Origin of the sequence: Pedobacter sp. MC2016-14, assembly GCF_020991475.1 — a bacterium.
Lineage (GTDB): Bacteria > Bacteroidota > Bacteroidia > Sphingobacteriales > Sphingobacteriaceae > Pedobacter.
This window is the reverse complement of record NZ_JAJMPA010000001.1, coordinates 461,693-482,598: the sequence shown is the minus strand read 5'-3', so window position 1 is coordinate 482,598 and position 20,906 is coordinate 461,693. Positions and strand designations below refer to the sequence as shown.

The following is a 20,906-nucleotide window of genomic DNA, read 5'->3' as shown; positions in this document are numbered from 1 at the left end:
TTTTGTATCCGGAGAAAATTGATGATGAAAAAATTCGCGCTCTTATTCCTTTTGTTGGTGCTTAAAAGCCTGGCTCTTGCGCAAAGCAATATTGCAGTCACTGGTAAAGTGCTCGAAAACAAAAATACCCCTGTGCCTGGCGCGGGGGTGTTTTTGTTTAACAATAAGGATACTTTGAAAACGGTTACAGATACGGCTGGCAATTTTTATTTCAAAACGGTAACTACTGCTGTATTCAGTATCAAAGTACGTAGCCTGGGCTACATCACCCAGCAGCAAAACTTTAGTCTGCGCGCTGCTTCAAACATTAAACTTGATCCTATAATTCTTAACGAGGAAACACTTCAGCTCAAAAATGTAGATATCAAAGGAAAGGTAATCCCAATACGCATTAAGGAAGATACCCTGGAGTATGATGCACGGGCCTTTCAGGTACAGGAAAAAGATCGGCTAACTGAAATGTTAAAGTTGATGCCGGGCTTGCAGGTAGATCATGATGGAAACGTAACTTCTATGGGGCAAACCTTGACCCGGATTCGTGTAAATGGTAAAGATTTCTTTACTGGCAATGTAAAGGAATTTGTCAGTAAATTGCCTGCAAGCATCGTTTCCAAAGTTCAGGTGGTTGAGGATTACGGAGATGAGGCTAATTTTACAGGAATGAAAACAGGTACACCAAAAAAAATACTGAATATCGTGACCAATGGAAACATAGACAGTGGAAAATTTGGAAGTTTGTATGCGGAATCCGCATCAAATGATAGGCTAGGGTTATGGGGCGATGGCAGCTATTGGAAAGGAGATAAACAAATCTCTGCCAGTGCCAGGTTGAGCACACAGAACAACGGTGTAGGTAAAGCGAATTCTGCCGTAGCGAAGACCAGTTTTAACAATAGGATCAATAAAACCACCACCCTAAAAACCAGCTATGATTATGATGGATCTGCTACAAATAGTAGAACATTAAGCGATATCAATACGGTTATAAATCAGGAAGTCTTAATCAACAAAGACAGTGCTGAAAACTATAATAACCTTCAAAAACATGCCCTTTCCGGGACATTAGAGAGAAAAACTAATTCAGAGCTGATTAGGTTTGTCATGCTTGCAAATCTCTCACAGGAAAGCGTTAATGGCTTCCGGCAATCTCTTCAGAGTGGCTTAAACAGGCAAGATCAGCACAATCAAAATGTAACTGATGGTAGCCAGCCATCTTTATCATTGAAATTAAATCATAGCATTAAGCTAGCCAAACCTGGACGGTTATTTCAATATGAATTAGAGTCTTTATGGGGAAACAATGCTTTAACTGAAAGCCGGACTGATCAAACTACTTATTATGATATTGAAACAGGTCTCAAAGAAAAAGACTCCATTCTTAATCGGCGCATAGAGGAAGGGAAAAGAAATGGGCTTCTATCTGGAAAGTTAACGTTTTCTGAGCCCTTAAAAAGCAATAACATCCTCAAATCCAAAAAAAATGTATCTGTAAGTTATGCGTTTTCGCAAACTAAAAATAAAAACCATCTTTCTACTTTTGCAGATCGCCAAGGCCAATTTGCTCTTGTAGATTCCTTAAGTAATGCCTTTGTCACTTCTTTTACACAGCAGGAACTCAGACTTAGTTATCTATTCAGTAGAAAAGGCCTCAGGTATTCCTTCGGGATGAAATCTGCGTTATCCACCTTAAAAGGCGAGTATCAAAATAATACCTCAGGTGTTAACCTTTCGCTGTTTAATTTAAGTCCCGTATTCAATGTTTTGGTCCTTCGAGGTAAATCCAGCATTAGCTTAAACCTCAATCAAACCATTACCCCGCCAACTTTTAGTCAATTACAGCCCATACCTGAAGCAAGAAATTTGCAGCGGATTGTAATCGGTAATCCTGAATTGAAACCTGAAATAAGCCAAAACTTATCATTAAATTTTAATAAGACTACGCTCAGGGGCATTTCCCTACAGAGTAATTTAACAACAAGCATTATTCAAAATAGGGTCGCCACCAATACCTTAATTGTTAAGGATACCTTAAATAGCCTCAGGCAAGAGATCAGGTACCTGAATGCAAACGGCGATCTTAATTTTACAGGAATGTTTATGGCATTCAAAACCATAAAAAAGATTATATTCAGCATGTCTGGGCAGTTGGATTATGCAAATAATCTTTATTTCTCAGAAAATGTCAAAGGTTTTAATCGTACAATTTCATTCTCACAAGGTTTGGGTAGTCAGGTCAATTTAAAGAATTTTATGCTGCAGTCTATAATGGGTTATCGCCTAATTAAAAATACGTATAGCACAGGTAATATTAATCCCAGCAGCATTCAAACCTGGTCGCTAAACGCCACTGGTCGTATTGTGCTTACCGAGTCAATCAATACCACTTTCTCATTTGATAAAACCATAAATACTGGATATAACTTTGAAAATCCCAGTCCGTTTGTAGTAGGACTTGGCGTTGATAAGAGTTTTTTTAAAAAGACCCTCATTCTGGGTTTGAGTGTTGATGACTTGTTCAATCAACGTAACAACCAACAGCGTAATATCGCAGGCAATGTAACATCAGATATCCGGACCAATCAGGTAAAACGGGTTTTTCTTTTGGGCTTGCGCTACAGGCTGGATAAATTTGGCAGCTCATATGAGCAAAACCCCGGTGTCATTATAGATCTGCCTCAATAATCAAACTATTTTTAAAAATAATTTGGAGGTTCCAATATTTTTCCTACTTTTGTTGCGAGAGCGTTAATTTAGATGGCGGGAATACTTTTCGAAGTATTTCCGCTTCTTTTTTTATAAGGAATTTCTCAGGATCACTTTAGCCGGGTCACGCATCACTACAACCTCTTTATTCAAAATAGCTTTCGCGGCCTCTTCCCCCATTTTATTAAAATCGGTACCAATTACGGTAATGCCGTTTTCTAAAACTTCCTTCACCGCTGTATCATTGTAAGAGATGAGTCCAATGTCCTTTCCAAGTACCCAGTTATTTTTACGTGCCAATTTTATGATGTCAACATCGTCCTGATCGTACCTGCTAAAAGTAATGAAGGCATCACCTTTTAAAACAAGAGCTTCATCAACTGTACTAAAAATGTAGTGCTCCTTTTTATGAAGTTTGGAAAAGGCCTCAAAGCCCTTAATCACTTCAGCAGAATGAAAAGCCTCTTTGGGTGCAACAAGTATGATTCTCCTATACTTTTCCAGTTGGGGCAGTAATTCTGTAAGACACTCTGCAATGTCATTTTTGTAATCCTGGTAAATACAGGTGTAATCACCCGTTAGGTTTTTTTCATTAAAATCAAGGATAACCCTCTTCTGAGCAGGAATACTGTTCAATACCCCGGCAGTATTGCCATGAAGAAAAGTGGTGACCACAAAATGCGTATAGCTGGGCAGGTTTTCCTCCACCAATTTTTCAAACACTTTAAAATTGTGGTTATGGAAATAAACGTCTACTTCTGCATGCCCTTGTATGGTTTCCAGAAAAGACTGATACATCCTATCTCTTAGTACATTCATCTTGTCTAAAATCAAACAAATGCGATAAGGTTGGTACTGTGTCTTTTTCTTTACATAATAGCCTTTTCTATATTCTGCTTCTATAATGCCTTTTTCTGTAAGGTAATTCAATCCCTTTAAAGCGGTTTCTTTACTTATTTTTAGCTGATCAATCAATTGATTCAGAGAAGGAAGCCTGTCATTTATCTTCAATTGCTCGGTTTCAATTAAGTGGTTAATGTGTTCAGCTACCTTAAGATATTTCATCCGATGTAAGGAGGTATTGAGCTTTTGTTCCTCTTCAGCTGCAGTTTGATGGGCGGCTGTTGAATTTATATCCATAAAATATTTGCGTTTATAAGTTGATGTACAAAACTAAGAGATATTATTGAATAAATAATACCAGACCAAACCAGTTTTGAATTTATTTAACATGTTATTAGTCAGCTTATTGCGATATTTTGTCCTGCTCTGGCTTGGGTTTGTAATCATTTTATTACGGTTCAAATGCCTTAAAAATTTGGATAATGAAAATAATTGCTATTTTTGCTTTTGGTTTTAAACCAAACCAGACCAAACCAAGTATAAGCTATGTTAAACCGTTTCCAATCATCCTCAATATTCCGTTGGTGTAAAATTTGTTTTCTTTTGCTTGCAGTTACCTTTAACACAGCCAAAGCACAGGTTTATAGAGATAAGAAAGCCAAAGTGGAAGATCGGGTAAACGCGCTTCTATCCCAAATGACTTTAGACGAGAAACTAGAATATATTGGTGGAACAAAGGGATTTTACATTAGAGCAATTGAAAGGTTAGGCCTGCCTGAAATAAAAATGACCGACGGACCCGTTGGTACCCATAAAGATGGTAAATCAACAGCCTATCCTGCAAGTATTTTATCGGCAGCCACCTGGGATACCACTCTGGTTAAAAAACTGGGTAAAGAACTGGGGAGGGATTCGAGATCCAGAGGGGTACACATTCTGCTTGCGCCAGGTGTAAATATTGTCAGGGCACCTATGGGAGGGCGGAACTTCGAATATTTTAGTGAAGATCCATTTCTCAACTCCAGGATTGCAGTAAATTACATTACAGGTTTGCAGGAGCAAAGGGTGGTGGCCACCGTAAAACATTATGCCGCAAACAACCAGGAATGGGACCGTAACCATGTGAGCTCCGATATCGATGAACGTACACTCCATGAAATTTATTTGCCGGCTTTTAAAGCCGCTGTTCAGGAGGCAAAAACAGGTTCTGTCATGAACAGCTATAACCCTGTCAATGGCATTCATGCCACTCAGCATAATTACCTCAACAATGACGTGCTAAAAGGGCAATGGGGCTTTGATGGTTTTGTAATGTCAGATTGGTCCTCCACTTACGATGGGCTTGAAGCGGCTAAAGGTGGCTTAGATATTGAAATGCCAAGGGCAACCCGGATGAACAAAAAAGATTTAAATGAAGCCATAAACAAAGGCAAACTTAGCACACAGGTTATAGATGATAAAGTCCGCAGAATTTTAAGGATAATTTTTAGGTTTGGTTTTTACGATCAACAACAGCTCGATAAATCAATCCCTGCAGATAATCCAGATGCTGCAAAGGTAGCTCTTGAACTTGCCAGAGGAGGTATTGTTTTGTTAAAAAACAAAGGCCAGCTCCTGCCTTTGTCGAGCTCAATTAAAACCCTGGCCGTAATCGGACCGAATGCCAATGCCTACATTTCAGGCGGCGGAAGCTCTTATACCTTTCCCTTTCATTCGGTAAGTACAGTTAAAGGCATACAAAATGTGGCAAAAGGCGTTCAGGTTGCTTATGCTCCCGGATTACCAGTACTATCCGATCTTGTGCGTCAGTCAAAATTCTCAACAGGCACTGGTCCCGCTCAGCCAGGATTGAAAGCGGAATATTTCAACAATACCAAACTAAGCGGGAGCCCCGCCATTACCGCCGTTGATACCATTGTAAGCATCAACAATGGCTGGCATGTTGCTTCAGAAGGCCGGGGCATTCCCTTTGATCATTGTTCTATCCGCTGGACTGGTTTCGTAAAGCCAGATCATACAGGGAAATACAAGTTTACGGTGAGGGGTTTTGACGGATTCAGGTTATGGATAGGAGAGGATAAAGTTATAGATCTGTGGAAAGACCAGGGAATTACCACCAAAAGCATTTCTTTAGACCTGTCCGGTGGCAAAGAATATGCTGTTAAATTAGAATATTACGCTGGTCCCCATCCAGTGGACATCAGTTTTGCCTGGCATGCTGATGCATTGGATTTTTCTGAAGCAGCGCGTGCGGCTGCTCAGGCAGATGCGGCCATTGTTTGCGTCGGTTTTAATGAAAGTACCGAGCGTGAAGGAAATGACCGGGCATTTGAACTTTCTGATCATCAGGATAGTCTAATCAATGCTATTGCCAGCATAAACCCCAACACAATTGTAGTGTTAAACGCAGGGGGAAACCTGTCTATGGAAAAATGGCTGAACAATGTAGCTGGTGTATTGCATGCCTGGTATCCCGGGCAGGAGGGTGGAACTGCAATTGCAGAAATACTCTTCGGAAAAACAAATCCAAGTGGGAAATTACCTGTAAGTTTTGAAAAACGCTGGGAAGATAACCCTTCCTTCAACTGTTATTACGATCCTGAAAATACAAAACGCGTAAAATATAGCGAAGGTTTATTTACCGGGTACAGGTATTATGACTCAAATAAAGTTGCGCCCCTCTTCCCTTTTGGATTTGGTTTGTCTTACTCCACGTTTGAATATTCAGACTTAAAAATAAGCCCGCAACAAGGAAAGTCAACAGCATTTATGGTCAGCTTTAAAATAAAAAACACTGGAAAATATGATGGTGCCGAAGTCCCACAACTTTACGTAAGGGATCTGGAGTGTCCTGTACCAAGGCCCTATAAAGAATTGAAAGGTTTTTCAAAAGTATTTTTGAAACGCAATGAGCAGAAAACAGTTGCCATCAAACTGGATAAATCTACATTTTCTTATTACAAAACTGAGCTAAAGAGATTTGGCTATGATCCCGGAGCATTTGAGATTTTAATCGGCTCTTCTTCCAAAGACATTCATCTAAAAGCGGGCATTCAATTAAAGTAATCGATTACACTAACCAAATATATATGCAATGAAATTCTACGTTATATTACTTTATTCAATTTTCTTTTGTCTGCAGGCAAATGCAGCCAAATCTTCGAAAACATACTTTTCTGCCGGCTTGCAGAAGCAATCCCAGCTTACTATTACAGGAACGGTAACTGATATCAATGGCAACCTGATGCCCGGTGTAACCATTAAATTAAAAGGTACAAATGTGGCCACGCAGACCAATAATAGGGGCGCATTTAGAATTTCTGTTCCAAAAAACACTGGCATTTTAATCTTCTCTTACACCGGTTTTATCACCCAGGAGCTTCCCTTAAAAGGGGCGTCTGTTTATCCGGTAACATTGCTGGAAGACAGAAAAACTTTAGATGACGTAGTGGTCATAGGCTACGGTGCGGTTCAAAAAAGAGACCTCACGGGATCGGTAAGTCAGGTAAATGTTGTTGATTTACAAAAAGCACCTGTCGCTTCTTTTGAAGATGCCCTGGCAGGCAGGGTTGCAGGGGTCCAGGTATCTGCATCAGACGGGCAGCCCGGCTCAGCCATGCAAATCTCCATCCGTGGAAACAATTCCGTTACCCAAAGTAATTCCCCTCTATTTGTAATTGATGGCTTTCCTATTGAAGATCCAACCAATAACATCATTAATCCTGCAGAAATAGAAACGATGGATGTGCTTAAAGATGCATCTGCCACAGCAATCTATGGCGCAAGAGGGGCAAACGGTGTCATCATCATTACTACTAAAAGAGGGAAAGCTGGAATTCCTGTAATTACCTATCAAAATTATTTCGGAATACAGAAAAATCTCAGGCAGCAAGAGGTCATGAGTGCTTATGATTTTGTAAAATATCAACTCGAATTTAACAATGCGGTATATACACCAATATATCTCAAAGATGGTCGTACCCTGGATTTTTATAAAGATGTGGAAGGGATAAACTGGCAGGACAAAATATTCAGAACTGCCCCGATGCAAAATCATTTTATGTCTGTAAACGGCGGCACAGATAAAACCCGGTACGCTATCTCCGGATCTCTTCTAAATCAGGATGGAATTATCATCAATAGTGGATTTAGGAGGTATCAGGGAAGGGTCATACTCGATCAAACCATCAATCCAAATTTAAAGGTGGGTATTAACCTCAATTATTCTGCAACAAAAACTTACGGTACCATTGCTGCAGAGCAAAATGGGGGCGCAACCGCCAGTTTAATGTACAGCGTTTGGGGATATCGCCCGGTAACAGGAGATAATTTAAAGGATGAGCAACTGCTGGAACTTCCTTTTGACCCGGATGTAAACCCTACTGCCGAGTATAGGATTAACCCTGCCATCTCTACGCAAAATGAGTACAATCCGTCTTTTGTTAACGCCCTACTGGCCAATGCTTTTGCCGAGTATAAGTTTTTGAAGTCTTTCACCTTTCGCACATCGGGAGGCATTACAAAAAGAACAACCAGAAAGGAGATCTTCAACAATTCCAATACACGTTCCGGAAACCCGCTGTCCAGCAGTATCGGGATCAATGGTTCCATTATGAATTATGACGTTACCAATCTTCTAAATGAGAATACGCTAACATTCAAAAAGACCGTAAACAAAGTACACAATTTTAATGCACTGGCAGGTTTTACACTTCAGGAAATTTCGGGCATAAGTTCTGGTTTTGCGGCTACCCAGTTACCTAATGAATCACTCGGAATTAGCGGATTGGAAGAAGGCACACCCAGCCGACTATATAGCAGCAGCTCTAGTTCTGCCCTGATGTCCTTTTTAAGCCGGCTAACCTATGGTTATAAATCCAGGTACCTGTTTACAGCTTCATTCAGGGCAGATGGATCTTCTAAATTTGCGCCTGCTAACCGTTGGGCTTATTTCCCATCCGGCTCTTTTGCCTGGCTGTTAAGCAACGAGAAATTTATGAAAGGCATCACGCCTATTTCAAATGCTAAATTTAGGATCAGCCATGGTGTAACAGGAAACAACCGGGTGTCTGATTATGCTTACCTCTCTTCTTTGCAAATTACCCCCGCCTCGGGTTATCCCATCAACAACAACGCAATGAATGGTTTGATCCCAAATACACTGGGAAATAAAGATTTAATGTGGGAAAGTACGGCCCAGACTGATCTTGGTCTCGACCTCGGTTTTTTTAACGAACGCATTACCTTGACCGCAGATTACTACCACAAAAAAACCTATGATCTGCTCTTAAATTCATCACTGGCACCTTCCCAGGGTTTTCTAAATGGACTTCGAAATGTTGGTAAAGTACAAAACAAAGGATTCGAATTTACAGTCAATACGCTAAATATTAAAAACAAAAACTTCTCCTGGAATACCAATTTTAATATATCGTTCAATAAAAATAAAGTATTGGAACTTGCAGAAGAAGATCCCTCAATCTTATCAAGGGTAAACTGGGGCAACTTTAACAATGCCTATCCTTATATCGCCATTCCCGGCCATCCCATTGCACAGTATTTTGGTTACGTTTGGGATGGGGTGTACCAATATGCCGACTTCAACCAGCTGTCTAACGGAAGTTACGTGCTCAAAGACAACATCCCAAACAATGGCCAGTCCAGGGCAACTGTTCAGCCAGGCTTCATCAAATATAAAGACATTAATGGCGATGGAGAAGTGAATGGATTTGATCAAACCATTATCGGGAATCCTAATCCTTTGCATACCGGCGGTCTTTCTAATAATTTTACCTACAAAGGATTTGATCTCAATGTATTTCTGCAATGGTCTTACGGTAACGATCTCCTCAATGCAAACCGCATTGAATTTGAAGGGGGAGAGAACCGGAATTCCTTGAATATGTTTGCCGCTTACGCCGATAGGTGGACACCAGAAAATCAAACCAACAACCTATACAAAGTGTATGGTCAAGGTCCTCTGGTCTATTCATCCAGGACAATTGAAGATGGCTCTTACCTTAAGTTACGAACAGTCGCTTTGGGCTATTCCATCAGCCCATTGTTACTGAAACGATTAAATGTTACCAGCTTAAGGATCTACGCATCCGCGCAAAATTTATACACCTGGACCAACTACTCAGGGCTTGATCCGGACGTGTCCACTAATCCTACGGCTTTAACACCAGGGTTTGACTGGTCTGCTTATCCAAAAGCAAGAACCATCACTTTCGGTATTAACCTTACTTTATAATCATAACCAATAGATCCGACTATGAAACCATCATTATTATCAAAATCACCTATTGTAATGAATCATGATCGCTTCATCACAAATAAAGAAAAATTTATACCGATGAAACCTATTATCTATTTGATGTTTATTGTGCTCATTGCTTCCTCTATCTCCTGTAAGAAATTTCTGGACCGCGAGCCGACTGATTTTAAAACCCCTGAAAATTATTTCAACACAGAAAGTGAATTGAATACGGCGCTGATTGGCGTTTACAATAGGCTGGCAGACGAAAGAACCTACCGCAGGGGACTTTTTACTTACCTGGCCATCAGCGATGAGTTCTTTTACAGAAACGTTTCTACCAATTCCATTTATGTGCTGGATTTTGATGCGGCACACATTGATATTGGCCGGTTCTGGGAAACCTGCTACCAGGGAATTGATCGTGCCAATGCACTGTTGGAGCATATGAACAAGCCTATAATGAACGAACTTAAGAGAAATGAAATTAAGGGAGAAGCCTTATTTTTACGAGCTTACTTTTACTTTTTGCTGGTTGATAATTTTGGGGCTGTGCCTCTAAAATTAAGCTCCACAAAAAACCCTGCAGAAGCACCGCTGCCAAGATCTGCTGTAAATGTAGTATATCAACAAATATTAGAAGATATGACTGCCGCTTATGACCTGGTGCCCAGCATTAAAAAAAATCCTTTAGATCAAACAGATACTGGCTTGGAATACAGTGAAAGGATTACAAAATCTGCAGTAGGGGGCATCCTTGCTAAGGTCTGCCTCAGCATGGCCGGTGCGCCTTTAAATGATGTTGCAAAATATGCTGATGCCCTGAAATGGTCCGAACTAATAATCAATTCAGGAGCACATTCGCTGAACCCTGATTATAAACAGATTTTTATCAATGCGGCCAAAGATATAGAAGATCCAAAGGAGTGCATTTGGGAAATTGGTTTTTCCGGAAATAATACCGGTAATCTTTTGCAGGGCGGTACCCTCGGAATCAGTAACGGCATTACCAGTACAGAATTGAATGATCCAGGTTACTCTACAGGCAGTATCAACACTACTGCAAGGTTATATAATTTATATGATGCAACGGATGTAAGAAGAGATTGGTGCATCGCCCCTTTTAAATACACCACAACCAATAACGTAACCACTACAACACCCTGGACAAGCACACAGATTTACGACCGTAATATCGGCAAATGGCGCAGGCAATATGAAACTTTAGTCCCTAAAACCAAGGACTATAATGCCGTAAATTTTCCTGTTTTGCGGTATTCAGATGTATTATTGATGTACGCTGAAGCGGTAAATGGAATGCATGGCTCGCCAAACCTGGTGGCCGAAACTTACCTGAACCAGGTGCGGAGAAGAGGACATAATAAACCTGTAGGCATCCCTGATGCTACGGTAGATGTTACCCCTGGTTTGTCCGGAACCCGCTTTCTGGAAGAGCTTCAGAATGAAAGGGCAAGGGAGTTTGCATTTGAAGGAATGCGACAGCACGATTTAAAACGCTGGGGTATTTATGTATCTAAAATGAATACCCTGGCTGCCGAAATTACAGCCTCTGCACCTTCCACCTGGCGATATGCTGGGTCTGCGGGTAAAAATACCAGCAGCAGAAACCTCCTTTTGCCAATTCCAAATTCAGAGGTCGTACTGAATCCTGAAATTGGGGTTCGGGATCAAAATCCGGGCTGGTAATTGTATTTACACTAAATATTAAAAGAATGAAACCATTAATTTTTATCATCAGCATAAACCTCATTTTATTAGCTGCATGTTCAAAAGATAAGATCCAACAACCTGAATTTGAAGTGCAAACCACTGCGTTAACTTATAAAAAGGGCGAGGAAATTACATTCAAATTTTCAGGTAACCCAGACAATATCACCTTTTACTCGGGCGAAGCCGGGAAAGACTACACGTACCGCAACCGTACTTCCCTGCCCGGTAAATTACAAATCCAATTCAGTTCATTGGTAGACCGCGGCGTTCGAAACAACTTGTCGCTCATGGTTACCAATGATATTAGCGGAACAATTAACTCTGGCATTGTTGAAACCGTAAAGTGGACAGATGTTTCCAGCCGTGCCGTATTTTCAACTGGTGCAGACAATACCCCTTCTGGCGTAGTAGATCTGTCTGATTTTTCGGATCAGGGAAAACCTGTAACCGTCGCTTTTAAATATACAGACGTAAAAAGTACCGTACAACAAAACAGATGGGTAATCCGAACCTTTAGTGCCAGTTCGGTGCGCAACGGACAGGCTACTCCGCTTGCTGTTATGGCCGATGCCGGTTGGGTAGGTATAAGTTTTAAAAATCCTGCCATCACCTGGACCATTACCACTGCTCAATTGTTGATGTATGGTGGTGCCGTAGGGCTGGATGACAACGAAGATTGGGTGATTTCTAAACAACTTGATCCGAATTTTATCAAGTCAGACATCGGATATGTGCTTAAAGATATTAGCACACGGCCTTCAGATTTTAGTTATAGCTACGCTGCGGCAGGCGTATATAAAGTCACCTTCCTGGCTTCTAACAGAATTGGAACGGAGTATAAAGAAGTAGTCAAAGAAATTGTGCTTACCATAGTTCCGTAATCACACCCTATTTACACAAGCAATCAGGCATCATTATGTTTTTGAAAAGGAGAATCTTAGTTTTTATGATAGTGTTTAGCGGCCTTGCCATAACCTGCGCGCTAAATATTGGTTGGCAAAACATCAATTCTATTGTACTGAATGGATCTGGCCTTGATTTGCGTTGGGAGAAAAGCGGAGATGGCTGGCACCTTGCCGGGATTATGGTTAAAAGTAAAAACAGCTGGATAAAAATGCCTCATCCTGATGGCAACTATACCCTGCTCTATTCGGCCTATCAGCCCGATACCGCGGCTGTCCCGCTTTACAGAGATAACCAGAAAATAAACTTTCCTGAACCAGTTTACCGTTACATTACCTCGCACTGGGCCCAGGTTACACAACCTGTACAGCTTAACACCGCCGGAAAAGCCTATCATTTTTACCCTAAACATGGTGTCCAAAACTCCGGTAAAGAACTCCGGTTTTCAGAAGAAACGGCAGTGGCAAGTGTAAATGCCAGCTGGCAAATTGATCCAGTTTATGCCCAGGATGTTCTGGTGATCATAAATATCAAAGCCAAAAAAAGCGGCTACTTTTCCATCGCAAGTCCGTCCTTGGCTACCGTGCTGGAAAAGGAACTGGCCTGGGGTTTAATGCCAGGCTATTTTCAGGGTGCAGCAATAGAAAAAGATTTTGTCAAAGCATATGCCTACGGACAAGGGATACCTGATCAACCTGTGGTGGTTAGAGAGAGAACTGCCAGCACGCTTTCTCCTTTAATAAGTTCCAAAAATGGCCTGACTATGGCCGTTATTCCACAGCCTGGTACTGGTCGCAACCCCTGGGATAAAGATAAAAATACACACAACGAATGGTTGCTCGGCCTTTCCCTCATGAACAGAAAGGCTGCACTTACTCCAACGGTTTATCATCCTGTTTTGGGTCAAAAGGGGTCATATCTTAAAACCGGCGAGAGCAGCAGTTTTACATTCAGGTATTCCCTACAGGCTACAGACTGGTACCCGGTTTTTAAGCACGCTGTTTATGATATTTATCATTTCAAAGATTTTTTAGCGTTAAAACAAACCGCTCAGTCGCTTACCGACCGCATTTTGGCGATGCATAAATATGTAACCGACGATAAGACTTCAATGTGGCGTACAGAAACCTTCAAAGATTTGTCTATCGGTGCACAGGCCTATCTTGGCGGTGTTTTGGGTTCGGATAAGGATGCCATGAAAAACTCTGATTATGGAGCCATGTGGATGCTCGCCAACATCATGAAAGATTCTGTCTTACAGCAAGAACGGCTGCCCTTTGCTCGTAATTTTAAGCTGCTTCAGCAACAGGCAGCACCCGGATTTTTTGAAGGCGCGGCTACAGGTCAGTACTATTTGTCTAAAAGTAAAAAGTTTACAGAAGAATGGGGGCCATACGTAGAGCCCATAGGGCTTACTTATTATACCTTGATGGATATTGGCAACATCCTGTTGTTTCAACCAAATGATGCTGCACTTAAAGCAGGGCTAAGAAAAGGTGCAGACCGCTTGTTGAGCTGGCAACAACAGCATGGCGGCTGGGCAATCGCATATGACCATGCTTCTGAAAAGAAATTATTTACTGAACTGGAAGATTTAAGGCCCACATTTTATGGAATGCTGGTGGCCTACCAGATTTTGGGCGACGAAAAATACTTGCAAGCAGCCTGTAAGGGTGCAGACTGGTATATTGAGCACGCTGTAAACAAAGGGCATTTTCTTGGAGTTTGTGGTGATACCAGGTTTGTGCCCGACTTTGCCACAGGCCAAAGTATCCAGGCCTTGTTAACACTTCATGAAGTCACAAAAAACAAGGCTTACCTTGCTGCGGCAATAAAAACTGCCCGTTTTTACACCACCTCAGTGTATACCCATCCAATTCCAGATCAAACTTTAAAGATGGTTAAGGGAAAAAGCCTGCAGGATTGGGAAATCAGCCAGGTGGGTTTAAGCTTTGAGCATGGCGGCAGCATAGGCTCTGCAAATTCTTTGGGCCCAATTTTACTGGCCAGCCACGCTGGCTTGTTTGTCAGGCTTTTTCAGCTTACAAAAGATTCCATCTATGTAGACATGGCCCGTGCGGCTGCGCTTGGAAGGGATGCTTTTGTGGATAAAAAAACCAGCGTCGCTTCTTATTACTGGACTAAAATGGACGCAGGCCCAGGCTCATTCCCGCACCATGCCTGGTGGCAAATTGGCTGGATCACCGATTACCTCTTGTCAGAAACCGAATTGCGCTCTGAGGGAGGAATTAAATTTCCCAGAGGATTCATTACCCCTAAGGTAGGTCCGCACCAAAGTTATGGTTTTGCCCCCGGTCAGGTGTATGGAATTCCGGCATCCCTGATGCTTGTAGATGGCTTAATTAAAGCAGACAATCCTTATTTAGATTATACGCAAGCCATCAATTCAGACCAAAAGAAATGCTTCCTGACGCTGTTGAACAATAGTGGGAAAACATTAAAAACCCAGGTGCATTTTAACCCGAATAAAATCCCCGGTAGTCCTTCAGCTAAAGTGAAAAATGCGAATTGGCTAACCGCGACTGGTAAAACAGGAAGCCTCTCAACTTCTTCCACATCCTGGCCAGTTGAAATTGCAGCCTATGGTTTAAAAGTTATAGAAATTGAATATTAAACATGAAAAGATCCTGTAAAGTAAATCGTTTATATGTGCTGTGTACTGTGCTAATGTGTTGCATGTTTTGTTCGGCCAAACTGTACGCACAGCAGCAAGCGCATTATTTTATAGAAGCAGAAGATTTTCAATTTCCAGGTGCATGGGTTTTAGAAAAGGAAGCCGGCACTAACGTATTGGGCAAAGGCGCATTAATGGGCAATCACTCTACAGCAGAAACATCAGATGCCTTTACGGTTTTAAATATCAAGGCCAAAGGGAACTTTTTTGCCTGGACCCGCTCCAGGGATTACGCTACAAATAAACCCGGATCAAGAAAATACCTGTTGATTTGTAATGACCAGCCCTTGCAAAAAGAATCTGGCACACATCTTAGTGAGGGTTATGCATGGGAAAAAGTTGGTGCTGTAAATTTTGAAGCTGGCGAAAACCTATTGCGTTTAAAAAATACCAGTCGTAATTATGCAAGATGCGACGCATTATTTTTCACAACTGATGCATCCCTAAATCCGAATAGTCATTTAACCTTAAATAATTATGCCATAAAACCCTTACAGGTAAAAGAAAATCATACCAAAGTAAATGTAGCCGCAGCATCAGTTTTTACAAAAAGGGATAAACTCCTGGCTGTGTTGTCAAATGACAAAATAAGGTTGAGTTTTGAGGAAGTTACCGACAAGCAAAGGGCAAAAAAGCACATTGTTTCCATTACAGCATCTTTTCAGGAAAACCGTTGGGTTAACATTAAACCGGGAACAGAAGAGCACAGGATTTTTTTATTAAGGGCCAAAAATCCGGGTCTTAAATTTGGGCCCTTCTATGCACTTTGGAGCAATTCCTCCAGTTTAAGTGATTTTTCTGTGAAAGGGAAAATGTACAAGACTTTAGATCAAACCAGTGCTAAAAACCCTTTTCTTTCCGGAGAACTCCTGCTCTGCCGGCCTGTTTCAGTGCAACGGCTTTCGCCAGAAGCTTTGAACGTAAACTATCGTGCTGAAGATGGAACAATAGTGGAAGGCATATGGCGATTGAATCCCCAGGCCTCACACTATGAACTCAGTTTGTCCCATCAAGCTCAAACAGAGGGGTATTACAGCTTTGTGGTTTCTGCATTTCAATCTATTCCAGAAAATGAAGTAAAAAGCGTGCAGCTTCCGCCTATGTTTAACTATCAACGTATTCCACAAAGCCCAGTGTTTATACCGGGCGCAATGACGCCACAGCCGCTTAGTATTGTAACGGCCAATCATCATGGTCGGCCTTTAAGTTTGTTTGTTGCCGGCGCGCTCCATGATTTCCCGTTAGACTGGGGCAAGGATTTAAGCTCACGTATTGGTTTTTCCCTGAAAAATGAATTGAATGAAGTGCAGCCTGTAGCGTTTGCACCAGTCTTAGGCCTGGAAGATTCAAAGCTAGCTAGCGGACAAACTTTAAAAAGAAACTTTACTATTGGCGCGGTTGCGGGCGACTGGAATAGCGCGCTGGGCTATATTTCTGAAAACATTTACCGGGTTAAAGACTACCGTTCGCAAAAAGAAGGTTCTTTAACCAACGCAGCATTCAATATCATCGATCTTATAAAAAATGAGGATGCATCTGGCTGGAGCCCGGAACTTAAAGGTTTTTACGACATAGAGGCAGATCCAAAAATAGCACCTACAGTTGCGCAATCCGCCCCTTTGGCCATCATTTCTGCCGCAGTGATCGGTAAAGATGAAGACCTGTATGTTTCCCGTGCCTTGCCTTCCATTGAGTATACTTTATCCCGCAGTGCCTTTAGATGGGCTAAAAGTGCGGGTACACCCTACAATCAGGGAATTGCTTCGCTGCAACTAAATCCTTACACCAACATTCAGTTCAATACGGCCTATTTTGAAGCATTAAACCAGCTGCTGGATAAAAAAAATCCCTGGTTAGTTGAAGTCGCAATGCCTGGTAAATTACCGCGTAAGTCAGCGGGATATTCCGTAAATGTACCCTCATGGACACAGGAACTGGCGGCCTATAGACTTACATTGGATAAGAAGTGGCTTGATCTCGCAATTTTGCATGCCACAACCTTTGTTCAAAATGAGGTATACGGACAAAAGACTGTAGCACTTACTGCTCAGCCATTTTATAACACCTCATTTTATCCTTACTGGTGGGATCTTATGGATCTTTATGAAGTCAGTAAAAACAAAATTTTCCTGGAGGCGGCTACCTATGCTTCTTATTTTACCATCGCTGGTATTCGTGCTTACCCGCTTGTAGAAAATAAACAGCAGTTGATCCATCCGGGAAATGAGTTTGAAGGAAACACCAACTTATGGTGGAAAAATGGCGAAAAGTTCAGGTTGGGATTTCCACGTAAAGCTGGCGACGTGCTGGAAAAAGAAGTTCCACAATCTCTGGTGTCGCCAGTGGGACTTGGTCTGGAACAGCCGGTTACTTTTTTTCTGCCCAATAAAAACGTAAGACATATTTTCATGTCTTCCTGGGCACCGCATTTATTGCGTTTATCTGCGCCCAACCCATCAAATATCTTTGAAATTTATGCCAGAAATTCTATTATTGGTCGTTTTACCAATTATCCCGGTTATTATGCTACAGGTTTTACCGATCTTACTTATCATGCAGATTATCCTTTAAAAGGTCCAGATGTCAATTCAATCTATTACCATCACATTTCTCCTCATTTAGCCTTTACATTTGATTTTTTGGTTACAGAAGCCGTTCAAAGAGCTGCAGGGAATATCAGCTTTCCCTGGGGAAAACAAGAAGGATTTGTCTGGTTTAACAACAGGATTTACGGCGCGGGCGAGGGTACTGTTTTTGGTGATGCACAGGTAAAACTATGGTTAAAAAAAGACCTGGTCACCCTCAATAATCCACAAATCAACTATCTGTCCGGGATATCTAATGATCACTTTTGGTTGGTCTTGTTAAATGAATCTGATCAGGAGCAAGGCTTTGATGTAGTGCTAAGTCCAGAAACCGGGGTAAAAAATAATGGGATTAAGCTGTATAAAGGTAAATCTGCCGAACCTGAAAGTTTAACCCTCATCCAAAATAAAATGAATGGTGTCATTGCTGGAAAAGGCTTAACCGCATATTCTTTTCCCCTCGCTTCCCCAATTGTCAAAAAAGAACTTCCCCCGGTTAAAAATGGTCTTTTGGAAATAGATGCAGGTGCGCCATGGGGTACCGTATATGCATTTCGCATCCGTTCGCCATTTGGCTGGGATTCTATTTATGCCTACCTGGGCACCGCATCAGCAGCTGGTGTGGAAGCAGAACTGATGGTAAATGGGGACAAAAATGCCAGCAAAAAACTTGTGGCCTATCCATTTGAGTGGTCATTTATTAAAGTAGATCCGCTACAACCAGTAAGCATGAGTTTAAAGTTGAAAAATAAAATAACAAACGAAAGTCGTCAGATCAAGCTGGAATTTGAAGGATTTTAAAATAAATATTAGGGAACCATTATACAATCCATTATGAAACAGCTGAGGCCTTCAGAAGAGGGTAGGGCAGCTAAATTTGAATAACAATGATCAAAGAAGAATTTAACAGTAAAAGAGATTTAAGAACAGAAAATTTAAGCGCAGATCTTGTTGTTACAGGCGGAGGCCTTTCAGGTGTTTGTGCTGCAATTACTGCTGCCCGCAAAGGCCTAAAAGTAATTTTAATCCAGGACCGGCCTGTTCTCGGTGGCAACTCCTCCAGCGAAGTTCGTTTATGGGTGCTCGGCGCCACCTCACATCTCGGCAATAACAACAGATGGAGCAGGGAAGGAGGTGTAATAGATGAGATCCTGGTAGAAAACACCTACAAGAATAAGGAAGGAAACCCTTTAATCTTTGACACCATTTTATTGGATAAGGTCATTGCAGAGGCCAACATTACTTTGTTGTTGAATACTGCCGTTCATGAAGTTGATAAATCATCAGCAGATCTAATTTCGGCAGTAAAAGCATTTTGCAGTCAAAATGCTACGGCTTATCACGTTAAGGCGCCTTTATTTTGTGATGCCTCCGGAGATGGAATTGTAGGCTTCTTATCTGGTGCCCCATTCAGAATGGGTGCGGAAAGAATGGATGAATTTGACGAAAAATTTGCACCAAGCAGTGAATACGGTGAATTGCTGGGGCACAGTTTATACTTTTACAGTAAGGATACGGGTAAACCGGTTAAATTTACGCCACCTGATTTCGCATTACAAGACATTACCAAAGAAATCCCAAGATTTAAGAGTTTTAATGCTAAAGAATACGGTTGTAAACTTTGGTGGCTGGAATACGGTGGCCGGATGGACACCGTACATGATACGGAGAAAATCAAATGGGAACTTTGGAAAGTTGTGTATGGTGCATGGAATTACATTAAAAATTCCGGTGAATTTCCTGAAGCAGAAACCATGACGCTGGAATGGGTGGGTACTATTCCTGGAAAACGGGAAAGCCGCAGGTTTGAAGGAGACTACATGTTGCATCAAAAAGATATTGTAGAACAAAGGACACATCATGATGCCGTTGCCTACGGTGGATGGTCTATAGACCTGCACCCGGCAGATGGGGTTTTTAGCGAAAAACCTGGCTGTAACCAATGGCACAGTAAGGGTGTCTATCAAATTCCGTATCGTTGCCTTTACAGCAGGAGTATTAAAAACTTATTCCTCGCGGGCCGCATCATCAGTGCCACACACGTAGCATTTGCCTCTACAAGGGTGATGGCCACTGCCGCACACGTTGGGCAGGCGGTAGGCATGGCTGCATTCATTGCTAAAGAAAAAGGCTTAAACCCGGCGCAGCTGCTTCAGGAAAACAGAATAGCCAGCCTTCAAAAGGAACTGCTCAAAACCGGGCATCATATTCCAGGCTTTGAACTGCAGGACGAGGAAGATCTGGTCCAATCTGCACAGCTTTCTGCCTCCAGCAAATATTCCCTAAAAGCATTGCCTTTAGATTTCCTTAAACCCCTGGATGTATCAACGGCTCAAATGCTTCCTTTAAAACAAGGAGAACCACTTCAGTTGTCCTTCTGCACAGAAGCCCAGGAAAATGCCACGCTTCAAATTGAGTTGCGCATCAGCAGTAAAATAGAAAATTATACGCCCGATGTCATTCTGGAAAAGCAGACGCTTAACCTTAAAAAAGGAAAAAACATTTCAACGGTGGCCTTTAATGCGGTAAATCCGGCAACGAGTTATGCCTTCGTCACCATTCATAAAAATCCTGAAGTGCAGGTTTATTGTTCTGAGCAGCGCCTTACGGGTGTGCTCTCCGTTTTTAACCTGGTCAATAAAGCCGTGTCTAATTATGGTAAACAGACCCCGCCAGCTGATATTGGTGTAGATGAGTTTGAATTCTGGTGCCCGCAACGGCGTCCTGCTGGTCATAACCTGGCCTTTGAATTGGCACAACCGATCAATCAATTTGGCGTTGAAAACATCCAAAACGGCTTCTTTCGTCCCACTACAGCACCCAATGCATGGGTGGCTGATCTCAAAGATGAGCAACCCGTATTAGAGATTGAATGGGCGGAAACCCAGCAAATCCGCAGTATTGAACTCTCCTTTGATACCGATTTTGACCATCCGATGGAGACTGTATTAATGGGGCATCCTGAAGATGTAATGCCTTTCTGCATCAGGAATTATAAAATCAAGGATGATCAGGGCACTGTGGTGTTTGAACAAAAGAACAACTACCAAAGCAATAACACCATTCAACTGTCCCAACCTTTACAAACCAAAAAACTGTACATTGAAGTCAGCCATCCTTCTGCTAATGTACCAGCTGCGGTATTTTCAGTAAGGTGTTACAAATAACCAATTCTTAATTCTGTTAAAAA

The 20,906-nt window shown here is 41.8% G+C and carries 9 protein-coding genes; 8 read left to right on the top strand and 1 reads right to left on the bottom strand.

Annotation, left to right across the window (positions count from 1 at the left end; genetic code table 11):
- Positions 1-21 precede the first annotated feature (21 nt).
- Positions 22-2,682 carry an outer membrane beta-barrel protein gene (locus LPB86_RS01980; protein ID WP_230640866.1) on the top strand — a complete coding sequence of 887 codons (2,661 nt, stop codon included), beginning with the start codon at positions 22-24 and terminating at the stop codon, positions 2,680-2,682.
- A 111-nt stretch (positions 2,683-2,793) separates the two neighbouring features.
- Here LPB86_RS01980 and LPB86_RS01975 read toward each other — a convergent pair whose 3' ends face one another.
- Positions 2,794-3,843 (bottom strand): GntR family transcriptional regulator, encoded by a 1,050-nt coding sequence (locus tag LPB86_RS01975; RefSeq protein WP_230640865.1) that lies wholly within the window; start codon positions 3,841-3,843, stop codon positions 2,794-2,796.
- Between the two features lie 306 nt (positions 3,844-4,149).
- On the opposite strand from LPB86_RS01975, the gene LPB86_RS01970 reads away from it, so the two are divergent.
- From LPB86_RS01970 to LPB86_RS01940, 7 genes are all read left to right on the top strand, one after another.
- The gene (locus LPB86_RS01970; protein ID WP_230640864.1) at positions 4,150-6,612 is read left to right on the top strand and encodes a glycoside hydrolase family 3 protein; all 2,463 of its coding nucleotides are present in this window, start codon (positions 4,150-4,152) and stop codon (positions 6,610-6,612) included.
- Between the two features lie 28 nt (positions 6,613-6,640).
- Entirely contained in the window at positions 6,641-9,799 is a 3,159-nt protein-coding gene (locus LPB86_RS01965; protein ID WP_230640863.1) for a TonB-dependent receptor, read from the top strand.
- 102 nt (positions 9,800-9,901) lie between these two features.
- Positions 9,902-11,509 carry a RagB/SusD family nutrient uptake outer membrane protein gene (locus LPB86_RS01960; protein WP_230640862.1) on the top strand — a complete coding sequence of 536 codons (1,608 nt, stop codon included), beginning with the start codon at positions 9,902-9,904 and terminating at the stop codon, positions 11,507-11,509.
- A gap of 26 nt (positions 11,510-11,535) precedes the next feature.
- Positions 11,536-12,414, top strand: coding sequence for a DUF5017 domain-containing protein (locus LPB86_RS01955; RefSeq protein WP_230640861.1), 879 nt, complete (start codon positions 11,536-11,538; stop codon positions 12,412-12,414).
- A gap of 65 nt (positions 12,415-12,479) precedes the next feature.
- Complete coding sequence (locus LPB86_RS01950) at positions 12,480-15,071, top strand: glycerophosphoryl diester phosphodiesterase (protein WP_230640860.1); 2,592 nt, start codon at positions 12,480-12,482, stop codon at positions 15,069-15,071.
- A gap of 2 nt (positions 15,072-15,073) precedes the next feature.
- Complete coding sequence (locus LPB86_RS01945; RefSeq protein WP_230640859.1) at positions 15,074-18,517, top strand: hypothetical protein; 3,444 nt, start codon at positions 15,074-15,076, stop codon at positions 18,515-18,517.
- An 86-nt stretch (positions 18,518-18,603) separates the two neighbouring features.
- The gene (locus tag LPB86_RS01940) at positions 18,604-20,883 is read left to right on the top strand and encodes an FAD-dependent oxidoreductase (RefSeq protein WP_230640858.1); all 2,280 of its coding nucleotides are present in this window, start codon (positions 18,604-18,606) and stop codon (positions 20,881-20,883) included.
- Positions 20,884-20,906: the final 23 nt, after the last annotated feature.

What these genes read in the sequence shown, in the direction of transcription:
- LPB86_RS01975 (WP_230640865.1), bottom strand. Translation starts at nt 3,843, where the DNA reads ATGGATATAAATTCAACAGCCGCCCATCAAACTGCAGCTGAAGAGGAA.
- LPB86_RS01945 (WP_230640859.1), top strand. Translation starts at nt 15,074, where the DNA reads ATGAAAAGATCCTGTAAAGTAAATCGTTTATATGTGCTGTGTACTGTG.
- LPB86_RS01980 (WP_230640866.1), top strand. Translation starts at nt 22, where the DNA reads ATGATGAAAAAATTCGCGCTCTTATTCCTTTTGTTGGTGCTTAAAAGC.
- LPB86_RS01950 (WP_230640860.1), top strand. Translation starts at nt 12,480, where the DNA reads ATGATAGTGTTTAGCGGCCTTGCCATAACCTGCGCGCTAAATATTGGT.
- LPB86_RS01955 (WP_230640861.1), top strand. Translation starts at nt 11,536, where the DNA reads ATGAAACCATTAATTTTTATCATCAGCATAAACCTCATTTTATTAGCT.
- LPB86_RS01940 (WP_230640858.1), top strand. Translation starts at nt 18,604, where the DNA reads ATGATCAAAGAAGAATTTAACAGTAAAAGAGATTTAAGAACAGAAAAT.
- LPB86_RS01965 (WP_230640863.1), top strand. Translation starts at nt 6,641, where the DNA reads ATGAAATTCTACGTTATATTACTTTATTCAATTTTCTTTTGTCTGCAG.
- LPB86_RS01960 (WP_230640862.1), top strand. Translation starts at nt 9,902, where the DNA reads ATGAAACCTATTATCTATTTGATGTTTATTGTGCTCATTGCTTCCTCT.